This is a genomic window from Paenibacillus ginsengarvi (assembly GCF_003626695.1).
Classification (GTDB): Bacteria; Bacillota; Bacilli; order Paenibacillales; family NBRC-103111; genus Paenibacillus_AB; species Paenibacillus_AB ginsengarvi.
Genome location: NZ_RBAH01000019.1, coordinates 118,421 through 136,404 on the forward strand (window position 1 = coordinate 118,421; position 17,984 = coordinate 136,404).

17 protein-coding genes are annotated in these 17,984 nt (G+C 53.4%); 5 read left to right on the forward strand and 12 right to left on the reverse strand.

The window, feature by feature from the left end; translation table 11 throughout:
• Nucleotides 1–37: 37 nt before the first annotated feature.
• The 4 genes from D7M11_RS23465 to D7M11_RS23480 form a co-directional block, all read right to left on the reverse strand.
• Nucleotides 38–1,192 carry a cysteine desulfurase family protein gene (locus D7M11_RS23465; RefSeq protein WP_240041272.1) on the reverse strand — a complete coding sequence of 385 codons (1,155 nt, stop codon included), beginning with the start codon at nucleotides 1,190–1,192 and terminating at the stop codon, nucleotides 38–40.
• A complete protein-coding gene (locus tag D7M11_RS23470; protein WP_240041278.1) occupies nucleotides 1,162–1,851 on the reverse strand; it encodes an ArsR/SmtB family transcription factor in 690 nt (229 codons plus the stop codon). Before D7M11_RS23470 ends, D7M11_RS23465 begins: the two co-directional genes overlap by 31 nt.
• Before the next feature lie 132 nt (nucleotides 1,852–1,983).
• Nucleotides 1,984–2,451: a hypothetical protein gene (locus D7M11_RS23475; RefSeq protein ID WP_120749708.1), complete on the reverse strand. Its 468-nt coding sequence runs from the start codon at nucleotides 2,449–2,451 to the stop codon at nucleotides 1,984–1,986.
• Between the two features lie 177 nt (nucleotides 2,452–2,628).
• Nucleotides 2,629–3,849, reverse strand: coding sequence for a leucine-rich repeat domain-containing protein (locus D7M11_RS23480; protein WP_120749709.1), 1,221 nt, complete (start codon nucleotides 3,847–3,849; stop codon nucleotides 2,629–2,631).
• Nucleotides 3,850–4,155: 306 nt separating this feature from the next.
• On the opposite strand from D7M11_RS23480, the gene D7M11_RS23490 reads away from it, so the two are divergent.
• The gene (locus D7M11_RS23490; RefSeq protein ID WP_120749711.1) at nucleotides 4,156–4,638 is read left to right on the forward strand and encodes a CcdC protein domain-containing protein; all 483 of its coding nucleotides are present in this window, start codon (nucleotides 4,156–4,158) and stop codon (nucleotides 4,636–4,638) included.
• 56 nt (nucleotides 4,639–4,694) lie between these two features.
• On the opposite strand, the gene D7M11_RS23495 is transcribed toward D7M11_RS23490, so the two are convergent.
• The 6 genes from D7M11_RS23495 to D7M11_RS23520 all read right to left on the reverse strand — a co-directional run bounded on the left by D7M11_RS23495 (nucleotide 4,695) and on the right by D7M11_RS23520 (nucleotide 10,920).
• A complete protein-coding gene (locus tag D7M11_RS23495; RefSeq protein ID WP_120749712.1) occupies nucleotides 4,695–5,006 on the reverse strand; it encodes a 2Fe-2S iron-sulfur cluster-binding protein in 312 nt (103 codons plus the stop codon).
• Nucleotides 5,007–5,021: 15 nt separating this feature from the next.
• On the reverse strand, nucleotides 5,022–6,740 hold the full coding sequence (locus tag D7M11_RS23500) for an FAD-binding protein (protein ID WP_120749713.1): 1,719 nt from the start codon (nucleotides 6,738–6,740) through the stop codon (nucleotides 5,022–5,024).
• A 26-nt stretch (nucleotides 6,741–6,766) separates the two neighbouring features.
• Complete coding sequence (locus D7M11_RS23505) at nucleotides 6,767–7,543, reverse strand: LamB/YcsF family protein (RefSeq protein WP_120749752.1); 777 nt, start codon at nucleotides 7,541–7,543, stop codon at nucleotides 6,767–6,769.
• A gap of 36 nt (nucleotides 7,544–7,579) precedes the next feature.
• A complete protein-coding gene (locus tag D7M11_RS23510) occupies nucleotides 7,580–8,587 on the reverse strand; it encodes a 5-oxoprolinase subunit C family protein (RefSeq protein ID WP_120749714.1) in 1,008 nt (335 codons plus the stop codon).
• Nucleotides 8,584–9,354 carry a 5-oxoprolinase subunit PxpB gene (gene pxpB, locus D7M11_RS23515; protein ID WP_120749715.1) on the reverse strand — a complete coding sequence of 257 codons (771 nt, stop codon included), beginning with the start codon at nucleotides 9,352–9,354 and terminating at the stop codon, nucleotides 8,584–8,586. The genes D7M11_RS23510 and pxpB overlap by 4 nt, the downstream gene beginning before the upstream one ends.
• A 180-nt stretch (nucleotides 9,355–9,534) precedes the next feature.
• The gene (locus D7M11_RS23520) at nucleotides 9,535–10,920 is read right to left on the reverse strand and encodes an MFS transporter (RefSeq protein WP_120749716.1); all 1,386 of its coding nucleotides are present in this window, start codon (nucleotides 10,918–10,920) and stop codon (nucleotides 9,535–9,537) included.
• A 236-nt stretch (nucleotides 10,921–11,156) separates the two neighbouring features.
• On the opposite strand from D7M11_RS23520, the gene D7M11_RS23525 reads away from it, so the two are divergent.
• The gene (locus D7M11_RS23525; protein ID WP_120749717.1) at nucleotides 11,157–11,936 is read left to right on the forward strand and encodes an IclR family transcriptional regulator; all 780 of its coding nucleotides are present in this window, start codon (nucleotides 11,157–11,159) and stop codon (nucleotides 11,934–11,936) included.
• 69 nt (nucleotides 11,937–12,005) lie between these two features.
• On the opposite strand, the gene D7M11_RS23530 is transcribed toward D7M11_RS23525, so the two are convergent.
• Nucleotides 12,006–12,494, reverse strand: coding sequence for a DUF6022 family protein (locus tag D7M11_RS23530; RefSeq protein WP_240041273.1), 489 nt, complete (start codon nucleotides 12,492–12,494; stop codon nucleotides 12,006–12,008).
• A 157-nt stretch (nucleotides 12,495–12,651) separates the two neighbouring features.
• Between D7M11_RS23530 and D7M11_RS23535 the strand changes: the two genes are divergently transcribed.
• The 3 genes from D7M11_RS23535 to D7M11_RS23545 all read left to right on the forward strand — a co-directional run bounded on the left by D7M11_RS23535 (nucleotide 12,652) and on the right by D7M11_RS23545 (nucleotide 16,608).
• On the forward strand, nucleotides 12,652–13,359 hold the full coding sequence (locus D7M11_RS23535; protein ID WP_120749718.1) for a MerR family DNA-binding transcriptional regulator: 708 nt from the start codon (nucleotides 12,652–12,654) through the stop codon (nucleotides 13,357–13,359).
• 64 nt (nucleotides 13,360–13,423) lie between these two features.
• Complete coding sequence (locus tag D7M11_RS23540; protein WP_158606789.1) at nucleotides 13,424–15,139, forward strand: ankyrin repeat domain-containing protein; 1,716 nt, start codon at nucleotides 13,424–13,426, stop codon at nucleotides 15,137–15,139.
• 185 nt (nucleotides 15,140–15,324) lie between these two features.
• Nucleotides 15,325–16,608, forward strand: a complete 1,284-nt coding sequence (locus tag D7M11_RS23545; protein ID WP_120749720.1) for a neutral/alkaline non-lysosomal ceramidase N-terminal domain-containing protein — start codon at nucleotides 15,325–15,327, stop codon at nucleotides 16,606–16,608.
• A gap of 84 nt (nucleotides 16,609–16,692) precedes the next feature.
• Here D7M11_RS23545 and D7M11_RS23550 read toward each other — a convergent pair whose 3' ends face one another.
• Nucleotides 16,693–17,886 (reverse strand): DegT/DnrJ/EryC1/StrS family aminotransferase, encoded by a 1,194-nt coding sequence (locus tag D7M11_RS23550; protein WP_120749721.1) that lies wholly within the window; start codon nucleotides 17,884–17,886, stop codon nucleotides 16,693–16,695.
• Nucleotides 17,887–17,984 lie beyond the last annotated feature (98 nt).

Genomic DNA, 17,984 nt, shown 5'->3' on the forward strand with positions numbered 1-17,984 from the left:
GAAACAAATCCTTATAGCACAGACCCACAAGCTAATCTTACCGGTTAGCGTCAAGTCGCGCTTGGAATAAAGAAATGACCGTCTCGATTTCTTCCATCGTCGTATACCGGCCCAAGCTGAATCGAATAGCCCCTAATCCTTCATATTCGCTGATGCCCATAGCCCGCAGCACGGGAGAAAGGGAAGTGCTGCCGGAATGGCAGGCCGATCCGGTCGAGGCAGCGATTTCCGGGAACTGCTGCAAAATGCGGTGCCCATTCATTCCCAAGAAGCTGACGTTTAACGTATTCGGCAAATTCAGCTCGGGGTCGCCATGAAACTGTACGCGGTTTCCAAAGGCAGCAGACAACCCCTCCTTCAGCGTTTCCCTAAGCATCCGCAAAACAGGGGCATGCACTTGCCCGGCTGCCAGCTCCGCCGCTTTACCCAGCCCGACAAGGTAAGGGACATTTTCGGTTCCCGCCCGCCTGCCGGATTCATGGCCGGCTCCATGCACGAGCGGAGTCAGCTCGGTGCCTTCCCGAACGTATAGCGCTCCTACGCCTTTGGGTGCGTACAGCTTATGGCCCGCGATGGACAATAAATCCACACCCAACGAATCAACGTGAACGGGGATTTTACCAAACGATTGCGCTGCATCCGTATGAAGGAGAATACCGTATTGCTTGGCGATCGTAGCAATTGCTTCGATCGGCTGGAGCGTTCCGACTTCGCTATTGGCGTGCATGACGGAGATCAGGACCGTATCGCTGCGAATCGCCCGCTCCACATCATCGGGCGAGACCCGGCCCAATCGATCGACAGATACGTAGGTTACCTCTGCACCAAGCGTCTCCAGGAAAGCGCAAGGGTTCAAAATAGCCGGGTGTTCAATCGCCGTCGTAATGATATGTGCGCCGCGATGGCGTGATGCATAATAAACCCCTTTTAAGGCATAATTATTGGCTTCGGTTCCTCCGCTTGTAAAAATCACTTCGCTTGGCTTCGCCCCAATAGCGGAAGCAACACGCCTTCTCGCTGCCTCAATCGCCTCTTGAAGTGTCGCCGCAGCCCAATGCGACGAAGAAGGATTGCCGTAGTGCTCCTGCAAAAACGGCAGCATTTCCTGAAACACCTCAGGAGCCACCGGCGTACTGGCGTTATAGTCCAAGTAAATCGGTTTCAATGGATCTGTGCCTGGTATTCTCGCCATTCATATACTCCTTCCTCCATAACAAAAGCGGTAAACCCCTCCTGCTGCATCTGCTGCACCGCCTCAGCCGCAAATACGCAATAAGGGCCGCGGCAATAGGCGGCAATCTGCGTTCCTTTAGGAAGACTTTGCAGGTAATGATGCAGGTCCCCCATCGGAACGGAAATCGCTCCCGGGATATGCTCGGCCTCAAATTCATCGGACGGGCGCACATCCAGTAAAATCATGCTGCCCTCCTCCATCTTGCCTAATACTTCATTCAGGGAGAGCGTCTGCAGATCGGCAAACCTGCTCATAAAGTCGGTTTTAATTCGGACTACGTCTCCAAGCTGCAGCTCGCTGATTCGCCAAAGGGAGTTCAAAAAGGCCTCGATGTCAAGGCTAGCGAGCGTATAGATCACATAAGTTCCCTTCTTGTTAAACTTCACCAGATTGGCGTCCAGCAAAATTTGCAGATGGCGTGAAACGTTCGCCACACTCATCCCTGTAACCTCGGCCATTTTCTCCACGGATTTGGGTCCTTGAGATAGCAAATGCAACAGTTCCAACCGTTTATCGCTGGACAAACATTTCCCAATTCGGGCAAACTGCCGGTACAAGTCGTCTTTGAAAGCACGAATGGGAAGCTTTTGGCTCATCACTTTCATCCCTTCTACCATATTCAATCAATTACTTGAATTATAATCTTGTTTTCTTTTTTTCGTCAAGATAGCGATTTTGAATAATGTAAAAAACTAAAAACCCCCATTTTAACATAGGGGGTGTGGGGATCATATTGGTTTGTGCTGCTTTTATACTGTACCTGACGTATCCATTCCGTCCGGGCCATCGACGAGATCCACCAATCCGATACCGATCGCGGTGATCGCCGCTGCTTTTCCCAGCTTCATCGCGCCATCCTTCAGTAATTGCTTATCGTTTTCCTTGAACCCTGTCACCATATCTTTCCCGCTATCGACTACGTATTCGATTCCATGGCCAACACCTCTGACCGTTGTATGGACAGCATCTTCAAAGTCGTCAAGTCCTGCTCTCGCCTGCTGCTTATCCGCCGTCAACCAGCCCGCACCTACATCCCAGACGCCGCTCGCCGCTTGCCCTGCCAGTTCACCCGTCTTCGCCGTTACTCTTTCTACATCATTGCCGATTTCTTTAATGTAGTTACTATTTACGAGTTCGCCGGCAACACGCACCGTACCTCCAAGCACCAAACCTGTCACATCGCCCGCCAGCTTCCCAAAGCTTTTCAAAAAGTCCACCCGAAGCACCTCTGTATGTTCAAATTATTTAATATACCGAATGTTTAACGACTTCCTTAATGACATCAGTATACAGTAGTACCCGTATGAACAAGAACAGTCTAGGGGCTTTATTTGAACTGGACTTTGGTCGGAGGAACGATTCCTATGTATTCGTTGACACGGGTCTGTTGCCGATCAATACGTCTCATACACCAAGGCTTCATCCATTTCAAGCTCGCGATCATAAACGGCATAAATATACAGACGTCCCGCCGGCGTATCGCCCGCGTCAAAACCTAGGCGAATCGTACCGTCCTCCTCAAACAATAACTCGCTGTATACTAGCTCCGATACATCCTCCTCGGGATGCTGTTCGGCGATATTCTGAAGCGCCTGCTCCTGTAGTTCCTCCATGCGTTCCCATGCCATCTTGACTAGCGGAGACAACCGCTCCATCGCTTCTTTTGTCACTACACCGGCAGTAACAGCCAGCTCTTTTCCCATATAAAGCAAGGCAGCTTTGTAGTCCGACATCGACATATCGTATAGAAACGTTCCAACGCCATGAACCGTATGATCCGGCTCGCGAATGAGATTGTTGGTGTAATCCAAACGCTTCAGCTTGGGAAGAAGATTGGTATCCAAAACGGAAATTTTATTTTCCGAGCAGTATATCTCTTCCAGATGCGGATGGTCGAATGGAAGACTTGTAATGTGGTTGTTGAAGCAGCGCAAGCTTTGCAGTGCCCGATTGCCGCTCACATCCAAGCGGGAAAGGTGGTTATTGTTGCAGCGGAGCTCGAGCAAGTTCTCACAGCTTGAAAGGTCCAGGTTTATCAAGTAATTGCTACCGCAATCGAGATACTCCAGCTCCTTGTGATTGTTCAGCTCCAAAGCGAACAAAGCATTGTAACCGCAGCTTAGCTTGCGTAAATGCCGGTTTTGTTCCAATTCCAGCTTAGAAATCATATTCCAATAACAAATCAATTGTTCCAGACGCTCATTTTTGCTTATGTCCAGCGTCTTTATGCGATTAAACCCGCAGTCTAACGTTTCAAGCATCGAATTAACCGTCAGATCGAGGGCAATTATTTCATTCGAGTTGCAGTTCAGCTGCGCTAAATGCGGATTGCCGCTCGTGTTCAAAGCTGTTAATTGATTTCCTGCGCACTCCAGTGCGACTAATCTCGTAAGCCGGCCGATGTCCAGCTCTTTTAATTTATTGTAGGAGCAATCCAATTGCTTGAGGGAGGTAAAATGCTCCAACCCTCTAAAACTCGAAATTTCTTTGCGGGAGAGCAGCAAAGTTTCAATTCCTTCCACATCGGCCGACCGGATCGTATCGCGGCCTCCGCAAAACGTTTCAAGAATGAAAAACCGGAATCGTTCATCTATGAAATCCATAGTTATATCCATTGTTGTTCTCCTTCCCATACAGACTCGCCCATATATTGTATAATGCCGGGAGGCTCATCGCTACCATCAAAGCTCTTAACCTTCTGGGTCAAAAGAACGAATACAAGCAGCTTCCACATCGGCACCTAAAGCGTAACCATAGCGCCCTCGTTCACCGGGATGAGGAAAACACGATGAGAATGTTCATAGAGCGGTTCACGATCGTGAATTTTATCATCCCGTCTTCGTGAAGGAATCCACTAGTGGGAAGGCCGGAAATCGAGGATACTTGAGATATCAAATTTCGGAAAAGGAAGTGCTGTTACTATGAACGTGGCGATGTCCGTAGGGTTGTCCGCTCTGATCTTTTTTGTAATCGTCCTGTCCGTGTTCAAAGGGATGAAAAAACCGGTTAAAGGCTCGGGAGCCAGGCTGCTGCTGCCGATCGTCTTCGTCTCCACCTCGCTACTTCAGCTGCTTAATCCGGAGCTGCACGTGCAAAGCCTGCCGCTGCTTCTCGCGGCTGCAGCCGGCGCGGTCGTCGCGCTTCCGCTTATCGCCGTAACCAACTTCGAAGCCCGTTCCGGGACGGTTTATTTTAAAATAAGTTATGTGATCTTCGTCTTCCTGGGCGCCATCTTCGCGCTTCGCCTCGTCCTTATGTTCACGATGACGAGCCTGAGTCCCGATGTGCTCGGCTTCATCTTCAACGTCGCGACAATCAGCTACATCGCAGTATGGCGCATCGCCTGCTTCAGCAAGTTTCGCAAGGTTCAGGACGGCCAACGTGTCGCTGCCAGCGTCCGCTAATAGAAAAAGCCCGCCTGTCGCAGAGCATGGTGCTCTGGCGGCAGACGGGCTTTTGTTTATTCCAAGGCGGTCACCAGATCTTTAATCCAAGGCAGCGCCTTTAGCGGCGCGATTTGGAACTCTTGGCCGGGAACGGCGCGAACGGTGCATAAATATCCCGCTTTGCCGTTTACGAGAGCCGAGCATTCCTTACAGGCATTGGCGGAGCGGCAAGAGTAACGGACCGACAAAGAAGGATCGCGGTGCTCGCGAATCCAAAAAATAGCGTCCAGCAAACTCATTCCGTCCCGGAAGGGCACCTCATAGCTTTCCAGCACGGAACCGCTCTGCCGGTCGCCCCGTACTACTTGCAGCGTGACGGTGGACATCGTCCATCCCCTCCTTTATGGATTCGTGCCTTGCAGCACATTCGGTTGAATCTCCCACTGCCGGCGATCGTTCCAGCGAAATGTATAGCTGACCGGCTGTTCGTTCGTTTCCTCATAATCGAGCCGGACATGCGCCCCTCGGGATTCTTTGCGCTCCAGGGCGCCAAGGATGATCGCCTCTCCCGTCTGCAGCATACGGGCGGCTTCAACCTTTTCGACAAGAGGCAGCACGTACGTCGATTGCCGCGCAAGCGCGATTTGCTCCAATTCTTCGCCTAACGCGCGAACTTCGTCCAGCGCCTGGAGCAAGCCGGCTTCTGTCCGCAGCGGTCCCGCCCCTTTCCACATGACATGCTGGAATTTGCGTTTGAACGCTTGCAGGGACGACTGGTCGCGGCCCGCCGGTTGCGGATGCCAGAACTGCTCGAGGCGGTTCATTTCTTTAGCGAGCGCTTCGTCAATGACGGCCCTCTTGGACGGCTCGCCGGAGTGAGCGGCCGCTTCCCGTGCGGCCGTCTCCCCTGCAATCCGCCCGGTTACGAGCGCCTCGGTTATCGCATTACCGGACAACCGGTTCGCGCCATGCATCCCATAGATCAGTTCTCCTGCCGCCAGCAAGCCCGGCACCCGGGTACGCATCTGTTCGTCGACGCGCACGCCCCCCAGCATAAAATGCGCCATCGGCGCCACTTCCACCATATCCTGGGTCAAGTCGACATTTTGGCTGCGCAAAATATCGATGACAGGTCCGAACGCTTCCTTCAGCTTTTGTTCCGGGACCATGCGGAAATCGAGATAAGCTCCGCCATGCTGCGTCCCGCGCCCTTCCTCCACCTCGCGGAAAATAGCGAGCGTCGTCTGGTCGCGCGTCGCCGTATATTGGCCGGACACTTCGCCGTTATACCGGTCCATGAACTCTTCCCCGTTGCCGTTCAGCAGGCGGCCGCCCAGTTTGTACCGGAACGGGTCCCACATAATCGGATCGATGCCGACTAACGGCGGGAATAAGTGGGCGATCGGGAAAAATTGCACCATTTCCATATCGCGCAGCTCCGCTCCCGCTTCCGCCGCCAGCATATAACCGTCCCCCGTCATATTGGCGGAGGCGCTATTTCGCTCGTACACTTCCGTCAGTCCGCCGGTCGCCAGTATGACCGAAGAAGCTTCAACGCTCACGGGGCGATACTGCTCGATATCGAACCCGACCGCGCCGACTGCCCGGCCTTGCTCGTCGACGACGATGTTCGTGACCATGACATTTTTGTAACGCCGGATTTTCTCCTCTTTCCAGATCGCCTTTTTCAGCCCTGCCGCCGTCGCGCCGCCGGTATTCAAAATATCGACGTAAACGCAGCGGGATTTGGAATGTCCGGGAGCAAAAGCCTGCGACCGTTTCCCCTCGGCCGTTCTCGCCCAATTGACGCCATACGTTTCGGCCTCCAAAATCACTTCGGGGCCCCGTTCGACGATAGCCCTTACGATGGCCGGGTCCGCAAGTCCGCGACTGCCCTTCATCGTATCCTCGAAATGAATCTCGGTATTGTCGTCGTCGGCCTCGCCCAGCGCGACCGCAACGGTCATTTGGGCGAGAATCGTCGCGCCTCCGCGGCCGATCAAGCTTTTGTCTATAAGCAGCACCCGGGCTCCTTCATCCGCCGCAGCCCTGGCCGCCATCATACCGGCCGCGCCCGATCCTACGATAAGTACATCCGCCTGCAGTTGTAGAGGCTCCATGCCATCCTTCTCCTTCCATTTGCCGTTTATGACTTGCGTAACCCGGCACCAGCTGCTTGTACAAGCACGCCTGCTTCCTCCAGCGAACGGCGTATGCGTTCGGCAAATGCGACCGCGTGCACGCCATCGCCATGAATGCAAATCGTATCGGCTTGAATCGGAACGTCGATCTGCTGCTGGGATAAAACTTTGCCTTCTTTGACCATCCGGACGACTTGGTCGACCGATTGCCGTTCGTCGGTAATGAGCGCATTCGGCAGCCTGCGGGAAGTAAGCGAACCGTCCTCTTGATACGTCCGGTCGGAAAATACTTCGCTTGCCGTCCTGAGACCGGCTTTCCGGCCCGCCCGGATCAGCTCGCTGTTCGCGAGACCGAACAAAATCAGCTCGGGATCGATCCGGTACACCGCTTCTGCGATCGCTTCGGCAAGCCCTGCGCTGCGGGCCGCCATATTGTAGAGCGAGCCGTGCGCCTTCACGTGCTGGAGCTTCGCGCCTTCCGCCCGGACAAAGCCCGATAGCGCGCCGATCTGATAAACGACGATATCGTAAGCTTCCTCAGGCGATATATCCATATCCCGCCGGCCGAAGCCGATCAGATCCTGCAGCCCGGGATGAGCGCCCAGCGCGACGCCGTGCTCCAAGGCAAGCTTGACGGTACGGCGCATCGTAGCCGGATCGCCGGCGTGAAAGCCGCAAGCAATGTTGGCGGAAGTGACAAACCGCAGCACCTCGGCGTCTCTCCCCATCGAATACGCTCCAAAGCTTTCTCCCATATCGCAGTTCAAATCTACAATGTGCATCATTCTCTCCCTTTCCTGGTCGATAGAATCTCCTCGTCATGAATGGGCCATTTGCTCCATCCCGCGGCGAAGCGTTTGCAAAGCCAACTGCTGCGCCACATAGGTTTGCTGTGCTTCTCGCAGCGACACGAGCCGGAAGCTGACTTTTCCGCCCAAATTCGCCTGCGCCAGCAGCGGCAAATCGGCCGAGATGACCTGCGCAATTTTGGGATAACCGCCCGTTGTCTGGTGATCCGCCATCAGCACGATCGGATTGCCGTCGGAAGGCACTTGGACGGTTCCGAAGGTCACCGCGGACGAGATCATCTCCTGCTGCTCCCGCAGCAGAAGCGGGCTCCCCTTGAGACGATACCCCATTCGGTCCGACTGCGGCAAAATGGTAAACGGCTCGTGAAAAAAACGATGCCGGCTTTCCTCGTCGAACAGCTCATATTCTTGTCCGGCCGTCGCTTGAACGGTCGGCTCGGGCTGGTAGGGCGGGATCAGATCATGGGATACCGACCAGGGACTCGCCGCATAGCCGTCTTCGTCCTCATGCCCGCTTACCACATGGAGCAGCCGCTTGTTCTGGGAAGAAGGCTCCCTGAGGGCGATTCTGTCCCCTGTCTCCAAAGCTCTGCCCAAGTATCCCCCGAGCTTTGCACGCAAGTAGGTCGAGCGGCTATTCATTTCCGCCGGGAGATCTAACCCGCCGCCAATAGCGACATACGACCGACAGCCCTGCCGGGCTTTGCCGAATTTCAGACGGCTCCCTGCCGGCACCATGATGGTTTTCCATAGCGGAACGGATTTGCCGTCCAGCTCCGGGGACAAGTTCGCACCGCAGATGGAGATTAGCGCCGTGCGCTCAAACGCCAGTTCGGGACCGATGATCGTAATCTCCAGACCCGCTTCGCCCTCTTCGTTGCCGACGAGCAGATTGGCAATACGCAGCGCCAGCCGGTCTACCGCCCCGCTTACGATAACGCCATACTTTTGTGCCCCGTACCGCCCCAAGTCCTGAACGGTTGTCAATAATCCAGGTCTTTCTACAAACAAGCTCATCGTGCAGGCTCCTTCCACCGGTCATATTCCGTTCGGGAAATGCGGCGGAAGCGAACAATATCCCCTGCTTGCAGCCGGGTAGGCGGCGTCTGCCCGGGAAGGAACAACGGTATCGGCGTTTTCCCGATCAACTGCCAACCTCCAGGGGTTTCGATCGGATAAACGCCCGTCTGGCCGCCGGCTATGCCTACCGAGCCCGCCGGTATTGACAGCCGCGGAGTTTCGCGCCGCGGAGTTGCGATTTGGCCGGACATACCGCCCAAATAAGCAAAGCCCGGGGCAAAGCCAAGCATGTAAACGAGATAATAGGCAGACGTATGGATGGCGATCACCTCTTCCGCTGATTTTCCGGCAAAAGCCGCTACCGCCTCCAGGTCCGGCCCGAACTCGCCTCCATAACAGACCGGAATTTCCACTATTCTGGCAGGCCGATCACTTGTCGTCACCAACTGATTAACGATATCGCTTAGGAGGGCCTCCGCAATCGCGAACGGGAAATCCCTATTTTCAGGAGCGACGAGCCCGGCGTGCTTATCGATCAGCGTCAGCGCATCGTAGTACACAGTGACGGTAGTAAATGCGGGTACATACTCGATCAAACCGGCAAACGGCCGATCCTCCAAAAAAGCCGTTAGCTGCCTGACGCGCTGATGCGTCTCCGACGTAATGGCATCGCCCCACTGAACGACAATGGCCGTATCTCCAAGCGGTACGATCCGCACATCCTGCGGCTGTTTCTCCTGTAAACGGTCCTGAGCGCCTATCATGCTAACATTTGCACCTCGCAATAAGTAAAACGTAAACGGAATACTGGATGAAGGTCACATTCAAACAATAAATTCCGTATTTCGGATTTATCATACCGAAATACGGAAGTAATCAAGTATACGATCATTATAAAGCAAGAGGATCTAGCTTGTACATGATACAAGCCAAAAGTTCAAGATTCACGCCCTCGCTTCGATCTCCTCGCTCTCGACATCGTGGCCGACCGGCTCCCACTTGATGAGCAAGGTGGCGATCAAACCGAGAAACGGAACAATCGCGAGCAATAGCAACGTCTTATGCAGCCCTACGGCAGCCAGTACAACCGGGAACAGGAAAAAGCCGAGAATGCTGCCTACGCGCGTCGCGCCTTGTCCGAAGCCGGCTCCGATTCCGCGCAATTCGGTCGGATAAGACAGCGTCGCCATCGTCATCCCTTGCGATCCCGGACCGAACGCATGACCGAATATAAACGCGGCCAGCAGAACTACCGAAATGCCGATATACGTATTGCCCAGCAGCCCCATGCACAGCAATCCGATTACAGCCACGATATAACCGACAATGGACAACTTGCGAACCCCCCAGCGGGTATTCAGCGAAGAGCCCATAAACCCTCCAAGCGCCCCGAACAAGTTAAAAACGATCGTGCCGGTAATCGCGTAGATGACGCCTTTTCCGAAAAGAATCGTAGAGATCGTTGGAATGTAAAAGCCGACGGCAAAGTATTCCATGCTTTGCGTAAACGTGATGATCGATGCCAGCAGCGTGCGCATCCTGTATTTGCCGCGGAAAATAGCGGTATACGGCACCTTCTTCTTGCCCTCTGCCGCACTCCCCTTCGCTTCGGGGTGGACAACCACTTCTATGTTATACGTTTTGCGAATGACTTTGGCACTTTCCTCGACCGACAAATAATTCGCCGCCCATAACGGGCTCTCGTTCATATAAAAATAACGCAGGAACAAAACGATAAGGGCAAAAACACCGCCAAGGCCGACAGACCATCTCCATATATATTCATGCTGGTCCAGCAAATAAAAAGGAAGCGCGATCAAACCCGTAGCCGAAGCGGCGCAAAACCAGAGCGGGCACCATAACGTGACGTTCGAGCCTTTTTTCTTCATGTTGCTGTACTCCGCGATAAAGCTGAGAGCGATCGGGATATCCAGACCGACGCCAATCCCCATCAAAAAGCGAAAAATGACAAGGGTGGTAAAGTTGGGCGAGAGCGCTGCGCCGAATGCGGCGAACACCATAAGGAACAAGTCGATCATAAACATTTTGTTCCGGCCGAACTTATCGGTGTAATACCCGCCAAAAACGGCGCCGAGCAGCGATCCTACAGCCATGATGGCCGTCAGGCTTCCGAGCTCAACGGAAGACAGATTGAACTGTTCTTGCAGCTGTGCCGTGCCAATCCCGATGCTCGTAAAATCGTATGCATCGACAAACACGCCGGCAAGCGCCAGCAAAATAATTTTAAATCCAGACCGGCTAACTGGATTGCCGTTGACAAAATCAATAATATCCCGCCGGCTCCTGACCTGTAAAACTTGAGTGCCCATCCTCGTACCGCCGCCTCCTCCATATAGTCCGCCCAAATTCCGAATATCGGAATTTAAAATCCGAAAATCAATCCCGATATATACGATCATTATAGTTGGTTTTGATCAAAAAGCAAGATCTATTTTGCATGTCAAGTCAAGCCCGTGCTCGAAAGCAGCATTCGCTCCATGAGATTTCCGCCGCATTTCGTTGTATACTGATACTTGGCATACCAAGAACAAACTGGAGGCAAACGATGCAAAACAAAAATAAAACGGTCGTCAGATCGATGGACCTTCTTCACCTGTTCCTGACTCATTCGAAGCTCACCATTAATGAGATGGTGGAGCTGTCCCATATACCGAAAACCTCCGTGCACCGCATGATCGGCTCACTTGAAGAGATGGGCTTTTTAACCAAGCAAGCCGACGGCGGCTACACCCTCGGCCTGTTATTTTTGCAATTCGGGAACCTGGTGGCGGAACGCCTCGATATTCGGCATGCCGCACTTGAAGTGATGCAGCGGCTGCGCGACGACGTCAACCGGGCGGTCCATCTTGCAGTGCGGGACGACTACTCCACGATGTATATCGAAAAACTGGATACCGACCACCCGGTACGGCTGTTCACCAAAATAGGCAAAAAAGCCCCGCTGTACGCAGGCGCTTCCTCCCGGATCATCCTCGCCTTCATGCCCGAGGAGGAACGGGAGCAATATTTGAATGAAGTGGAATTGAAGCCGCTTTGCTCCGGAACGATCGTAGACAAGCAGCTATTACGCCACGCCTTGGAACAATCGCAACAAAGCGGCTACAGCTTCAGCCGCTCCGAACTTGAAAACTACACGGCCGAGCTCGGCGCCCCCATTATGGATCATACCGGCCAAGCCATTGCGGCGCTCAGCATTGCCGGGCTTGATGTGCAGTTCGGAGACGAACATCTCCCCGCCCTTATCCAGAAAGTCCAAGAAGCGGCCTATGACATCTCGCTAAGGCTAGGCTTCTCGGTAGGCCATCCGTTTCCTATCGTAAAGTAATGGCAGTTTCATTTAAAATGTTGAAAAGCCGCATGATATGCGGCTTTTCATGAGATCGTTCACGAGGCGCTACCGAGTCTTTTGTCTCTGCGTAATGCGGGACAAAATCTCTTTTCGCTCGGTTTCTTCGAAGGCGAAGATCTTCGGACGATTGGGGATGTCAAACTGAATGTGAGAATGGGAAAATTCCATAACCAACGTGCCGATCGGCTTATTCTCATGATTTTGAAGTACCATCCAAAACATACGAATCTCATTCCCCGGGCTACCCCACTCCGCTTTTTCCACTGAATTCCGGAACAGAAGGCAACCCGCGATCACAAAATCATCTTCTCTGGCCGTGTCTACCAATTGAAATCCATTGCGCTGCAGCTCCTGCCAGGCAGGGGGGATCAATTTGTCCAAATACATGCCGTACGTCGCATCCTCATATTCAGGAAACAGAGCAAGAAGTTCATCTCTACTACCGGTAAGCACCGAACTCCAGTTGCGCTCGATATACGCATCGAATGCCTCACTCAATGATTCAACGGTCATTTCTGGTTTCAATTCGATCATTTGCATATTCCTCCATCCGCTTTATTAACGAATTACAACTTCATTGTATATCATTGAAGCGAATGCAAAGGTTTTGACAAAAATCTATCGAATTATCAGTAACATAAGAACCAAAACTTTATAAGGCATATAATCTTTAGAGCTATCAGGGGGAATCATGAGCCGTCTATTACGTCCTGCGGATATCGCCAAACAGCTAGGGATAAGTACAAGCTCTTTACGAAACTATGAAGCTCGGGGACTCGTACCGCCTGCTAAGAGGGCTCCCAATGGATATCGAGAATATACCTCCGAGCATCCTGTCTATTTTGAGTGCATCGTTGCCATGTCTCCAGGGTTCGGCATGGAAATTACCTCGTCAGTCCTTTCCCTGCTTCAACGAAGAGAGCTTGGTGAAGCGCTCTGGTTGCTCAACGATGCTCAAACTGCCATGCATGAGGATCGCAAAATGCTGGATGAAGCTGAAGGGCTACTGATACAGATCAAAGAGGAGAAAACGAGGGAACGTACGCGGAAGAACATAGGGGAAATGGCGAGAGCCACGAAACTATCCGCCTCCACTCTCCGGTATTGGGAAAAGGAGGGGTACATTCAGTCTGCGAGAACTAACGAAACAAATCGCTATCGCCAGTATGACCTGTTTCAAGAAGTGAAAATATGGCTGTTGAAATCAACCCAAAACGCAGTCTACTCCAGCGACGTGGTCCTGCTTAAACAAGCGATTGCAAAACTGTCAGAGGGTGACCTGCATACCTTACAAGCGCTGATCGAAACTGCGCGCGGGGCATTGGTTCAGCGCAACAGAGAGCAGCTTGGGGGGCTGCATCGTTTGTATCAGTTGTGCACGGAACTTAAGTTGATTTGACGTCCCCCGAATCGCCGCTTATAATCGATTTGTTAAAAATGGAAGCATGTTTGGGGGATACTTGATGAGCTTTAAGAAAACGATTCAATTGACATTCGCCGCGTTTTTGTTGATCGGAGTGTTAGGCGCATGTTCGGATGGGGAACAAGAAGCTGAAGTTCCCCTTAAGGATGCGAACGCTTTGGAAGAACCGGCAGACAACACCGCGCTGCGCAAAGAAGCGGAAGAGGCGTTCAAACGGACGGTCCATACCAATTGGGATTGGAACGACCTGCGCGTGGTTCGAACGGATTACGGCGAATACATAGCATGTCCGAGCGCTATCGGACCGATGATCGTTTACGATGCAGACGAGCGCAAAGTATACGCGCTGAACGGACAAGCCCGCGGCCGGCTGAAGCTGGATATTCGGGACAATTTTAATTTGCTCGATGCGGACTACATAAAAGTATGTACTCGAATCGTGGAAAAACAAGAATCCGCCCCGGCTGCGGCCAAAGACCGTGCGGCGCTGATCGCTGCGATAGAAAGCGGCAATCCGGCGAGGGTCCGGCAAACGCTCGACAAAGCTTACATCAATGAAATGGACAAGGCCGGCAAAACGCCGCTCCACCGGGCTCTAGTCATTCCGCCGTACAAACGTCACGAGATTGTCGACATGCTGCTGGCGGCAGGAGCAGACCCGAACGTGAATGGGCCGGATACGATTCCGGCCATTTCGCTAGCCGCCATGAAGCAGGATTTCGTAATGTTTCGAAAGCTGATGGACGCCGGCGCCGATATCCGCAAGGGCGATTGGGAGGATGCCCGGCCCTTCATCTACGCCGCGGCCAACGATGCCCGGGACATTATCGATTTCTTGCTCCAGCAAGGAGAAGACGTTAATCGGCCCGATTCCGTCGGACTGTATCCGGTCGATCACGCGCTTATCACCGGTCAAGAGAACATGGCGAATTACTTGAGAAGCCTAGGCGGCAAGAGCATGCTGGATCAGGCCAAAACCAAAGCTGACGCACAAAAGCTTTTGAAGCAGGCCAAAATTGAGGAGACGCAAAATTTCCTGGAACTGCAGGTCTTATTCCATAACAATATTTTTGTCACCAAAATGATGTTAAAAGCCGGGTATCCGGTCAACAAAGCGATGAACGAAGCGCTCCCGAACATCGCCGGTCTCGGACGTTATGAAATGGTCGAAGCTTTATTGGAAGGCGGCGCCGACCCGACAATCAAGGTTGACGGGAAGACCGCTTTGGAGGAAGCGAGGACGGCCGGGCACAAGGATATAGTCAAGCTTCTGCAAAGCTTCGGAGCCGATCCGAACGTCAAAGCGACAAGAAAACCCGGAATGTGGTTAACCGCGGCGCGATCCGTTCCCGGCTCGCCGGCCGCAGCCGCAGAAACTGCCGCACCACCGGCTAAAGTGCAGGAAACGACGGGAACAGTCCCGCAAGCAGATAAACCGCCGCAACCGAACTCGCCTGCGCCGACCGTGAAACCGGGGAATTCGGCGGCCGAACAACCCGCGGCGCCGGATGAACTGCCTGACGGGGTGCTGAAGCCCGGTGCAAAAGGGCCCGGAGTCAAGGCAGTGCAGGAAACGCTGCTCAAGCTCGGCGAATCGATGCCTAGCGGGGCGGACGGCAGCTACGGTAAGGAAACGACGGAGGCGCTGAAGTCATTTCAAAAGAAAAATGAGCTTACCGCAGATGGCATCTATGGACCGTCGACCAAAAAAGCAATGCAGGAACAACTCAAACAAAGCCGATCCGGTTCCCCGTAAATAAGTATGCCAACTAAGAGGTCATCCATCGATGACCTCTTGTTCGTCTATGAAGCTGGCTAGAACCTCAAAAATAATGGCGCAACAAATCATGAAAATGGCATACGTTCCAAGCGGGTTTAGTTTATCATGAACTTGCGTTACCAATCGTCCCTGAACGATACTACAATGGAGTTGAAACGAATATGAGCGTTTGGTTAGGAACCTGTAAAATCGACATCACTCCAAATCCCCCCGTAATGTTGGCCGGTTACAGCAACCGAAATGGCGTCTTCGAAGGGGTACACCACCCGATTTATGCGAAAGTCCTTTTCCTTAGGCAGCAAGACGAGGAAACGGGAACAGTTCGTAACCGTCTGCTTGTTGCCGGCGATCTCATCTGGTGGTCAACCGAACTGACGGAGAAGCTGCGACGGGAACTGGCAACGCGCTGGGGCATGGGGGCGCAAGACATCCTTCTCAATGCCTCGCACAGCCATTCCGGTCCGCAAACAAGTTTCCTGATGCCGTCGCTGGGCTTAGCGGACGACAGCTATCTTCAAGATCTGGAGCGCAAGTTGCTCGCCGGTATTGAAACTGCCGAGGCCAATTTGGAGCCTGTTACTATAAAGCGCGGGTCCGGAGTTTGTGACATTGGCGTCCACCGCAGGAAGCTCATTGACGGCAAGATGGTTACCGCTCCGAATACGCAGGGGGTCACGGACCCTGAAGTCACGGTGATCCGTTTCGTCAACGGCACGGGAGAAGCAAAAGCATGGATCGTCCATTATACGTGCCACCCGACGACGACGAGCGCCAACTTCGTATCATCCGAGTATTGCGGCTTAGCCATGGAACAACTGGAACGTGAAGTGGGTGGCGGCGCCGTTTCCTTGTTCTTCCAAGGGTGCTGCGGCGATGTACGCCCGCCCTTGTACCGTGACGATAAATTTTACAGCGGAACCGATACAGACGTTCAGCAGCTTGGAGCACGGTTATACGAATCGGTGAAGAACGTGTTGAACGGTCCTATGCATGAACTGCAACCATGCTCGCCACAAGGGAAGCACGTCAAACTGCCATTGGCCTTCTCTTCTGTCCCTACCTTGTCGGAGCTTGCCGCATACAGCCAATCGGCGGAACCGCACATACGCAGCTGGGCAAAGCTGCTGCTGGACCATCCGGAACTGGTACGGCCTGCGGCAGAGCTTGACCTGGTACGCATGGATATTGCGGACGGGCTATCGCTGCTCGCCATGAATGCGGAAATGGTCGTGGAGTACGGTCTGTTCATCAAAGATCGGTCAGACAAACGCACGCTCCCTGTAGCTTACAGCAACGGGATGATCGGTTATGTGTCCACGGCCCGGCAGCTTCGGGAAGGCGGATATGAGTCGGTCGGATCCTGTGCATACTTCGGTCTTTGTTCGCCGTTTACGGAAGCAGCGGAAACAGCGATCCATCAAAAGCTGGCCGAGCTTATCGAGTAGTAGAGTGACTAGCTGAAAAAAAACAAGCAGGCACGGTCGTTGCGATCCGTGCCTGCTTGCTGCTTGTCTACCAAAACGCATGGTTTACCGGAAGGAAGCCAACACCTTGCGTACCCCTGCCGCGATGTCGTGCATATCCGCCTCGCTCGCCAGCAAGACGTTCTGATGCAGCCACAAAATTTCTTTGTCGCATGCCCGCTCGCTGTTCGGACACGAATACACGCGTTCTTCTCCGGTCCATTTCTTCGTCTCCTTGATAACTGCCTTGTTCTGGTTGAGAGAAACGTATCCGTAGCTTACCGGTATGCCTTCCGCATTCAGCTTGCGGATCACGTCGTTTTTGTTAACCCGGTCGGCCAACTCCGGATCGATGCGGAACATAAACAAATGCAGCGCGTGCCGGGTAGCCTGCGGATCGCGGGGGAGCGTACGGGCTCCCGGTATGTCGTCCATCAGTTCGGTGAGCAGCTTGGCGTTCCGCTCGCGCAGCTCCATTTGTCCGTCCAGACGAGACAGTTGGCCGAGCAAAATCGCGGCCTGCAGCTCGGTCATCCGCAAATTCCAGCCAATCGTCTCATGCTGATACCAACCGCCCTCCCGAATGCGCCCCACGTTCGCCAAGGACCAGGCATGGTCGGCCAGCTCCCGATCGTTGGTCAGGATCATTCCGCCTTCCCCGGCATTGATATTTTTGCTCGATTGAAAGCTGAACGTGCCGAGGTCGCCCTGGGCACCGACGCCTACGCCGTTCCACCTAGCGCCGACCGCCTGCGCCGAATCTTCGATCAAGCGAAGTCCATGTTGATTGGCAATCGCCTTCAACCGGGTTAGGTTGGCAGGGGAACCGGCAATGTGAACAGCGATGATCGCTTTCGTCTTCGAAGTGATCGCCGCCTCTACCTTCTCCGGATCGAGCAGTAGTGTATCCGGCTCGACGTCGACGAATACCGGAATCGCGCCAAACAAGAGCGCGGAACTGGCCGTGGCGATAAACGTATACGGAGGCATGATGACTTCGTCGCCCGGCTGTACGCCAGCCGCCTGTAGAGCTATTGTGATCGCAACCGTGCCGTTGGTAATCGATACCGCATGCTTCGCATCATGGATGGCGGCAAATTTCTCCTCCAGCTCAGGCAGCTTGACACGACCGGTGCCTCCCCATTTGCCGGAGCGAACGACTTCGAGAATGAGCCGTTCCTCCAATTCGTCGTATATGGGCCATGCCGGAAACGGTTTCGTTCTGATTCGCGGACCTCCATCGATTGCCAATTTGTCCATGGTATACATCTCCCTTGTGCCGATAGTTCAATTGCACCGACTTGGATCATCTAAAGCTAATTTCTGATCTGATCGGATTGTAACCCGGTTCAGGAAAA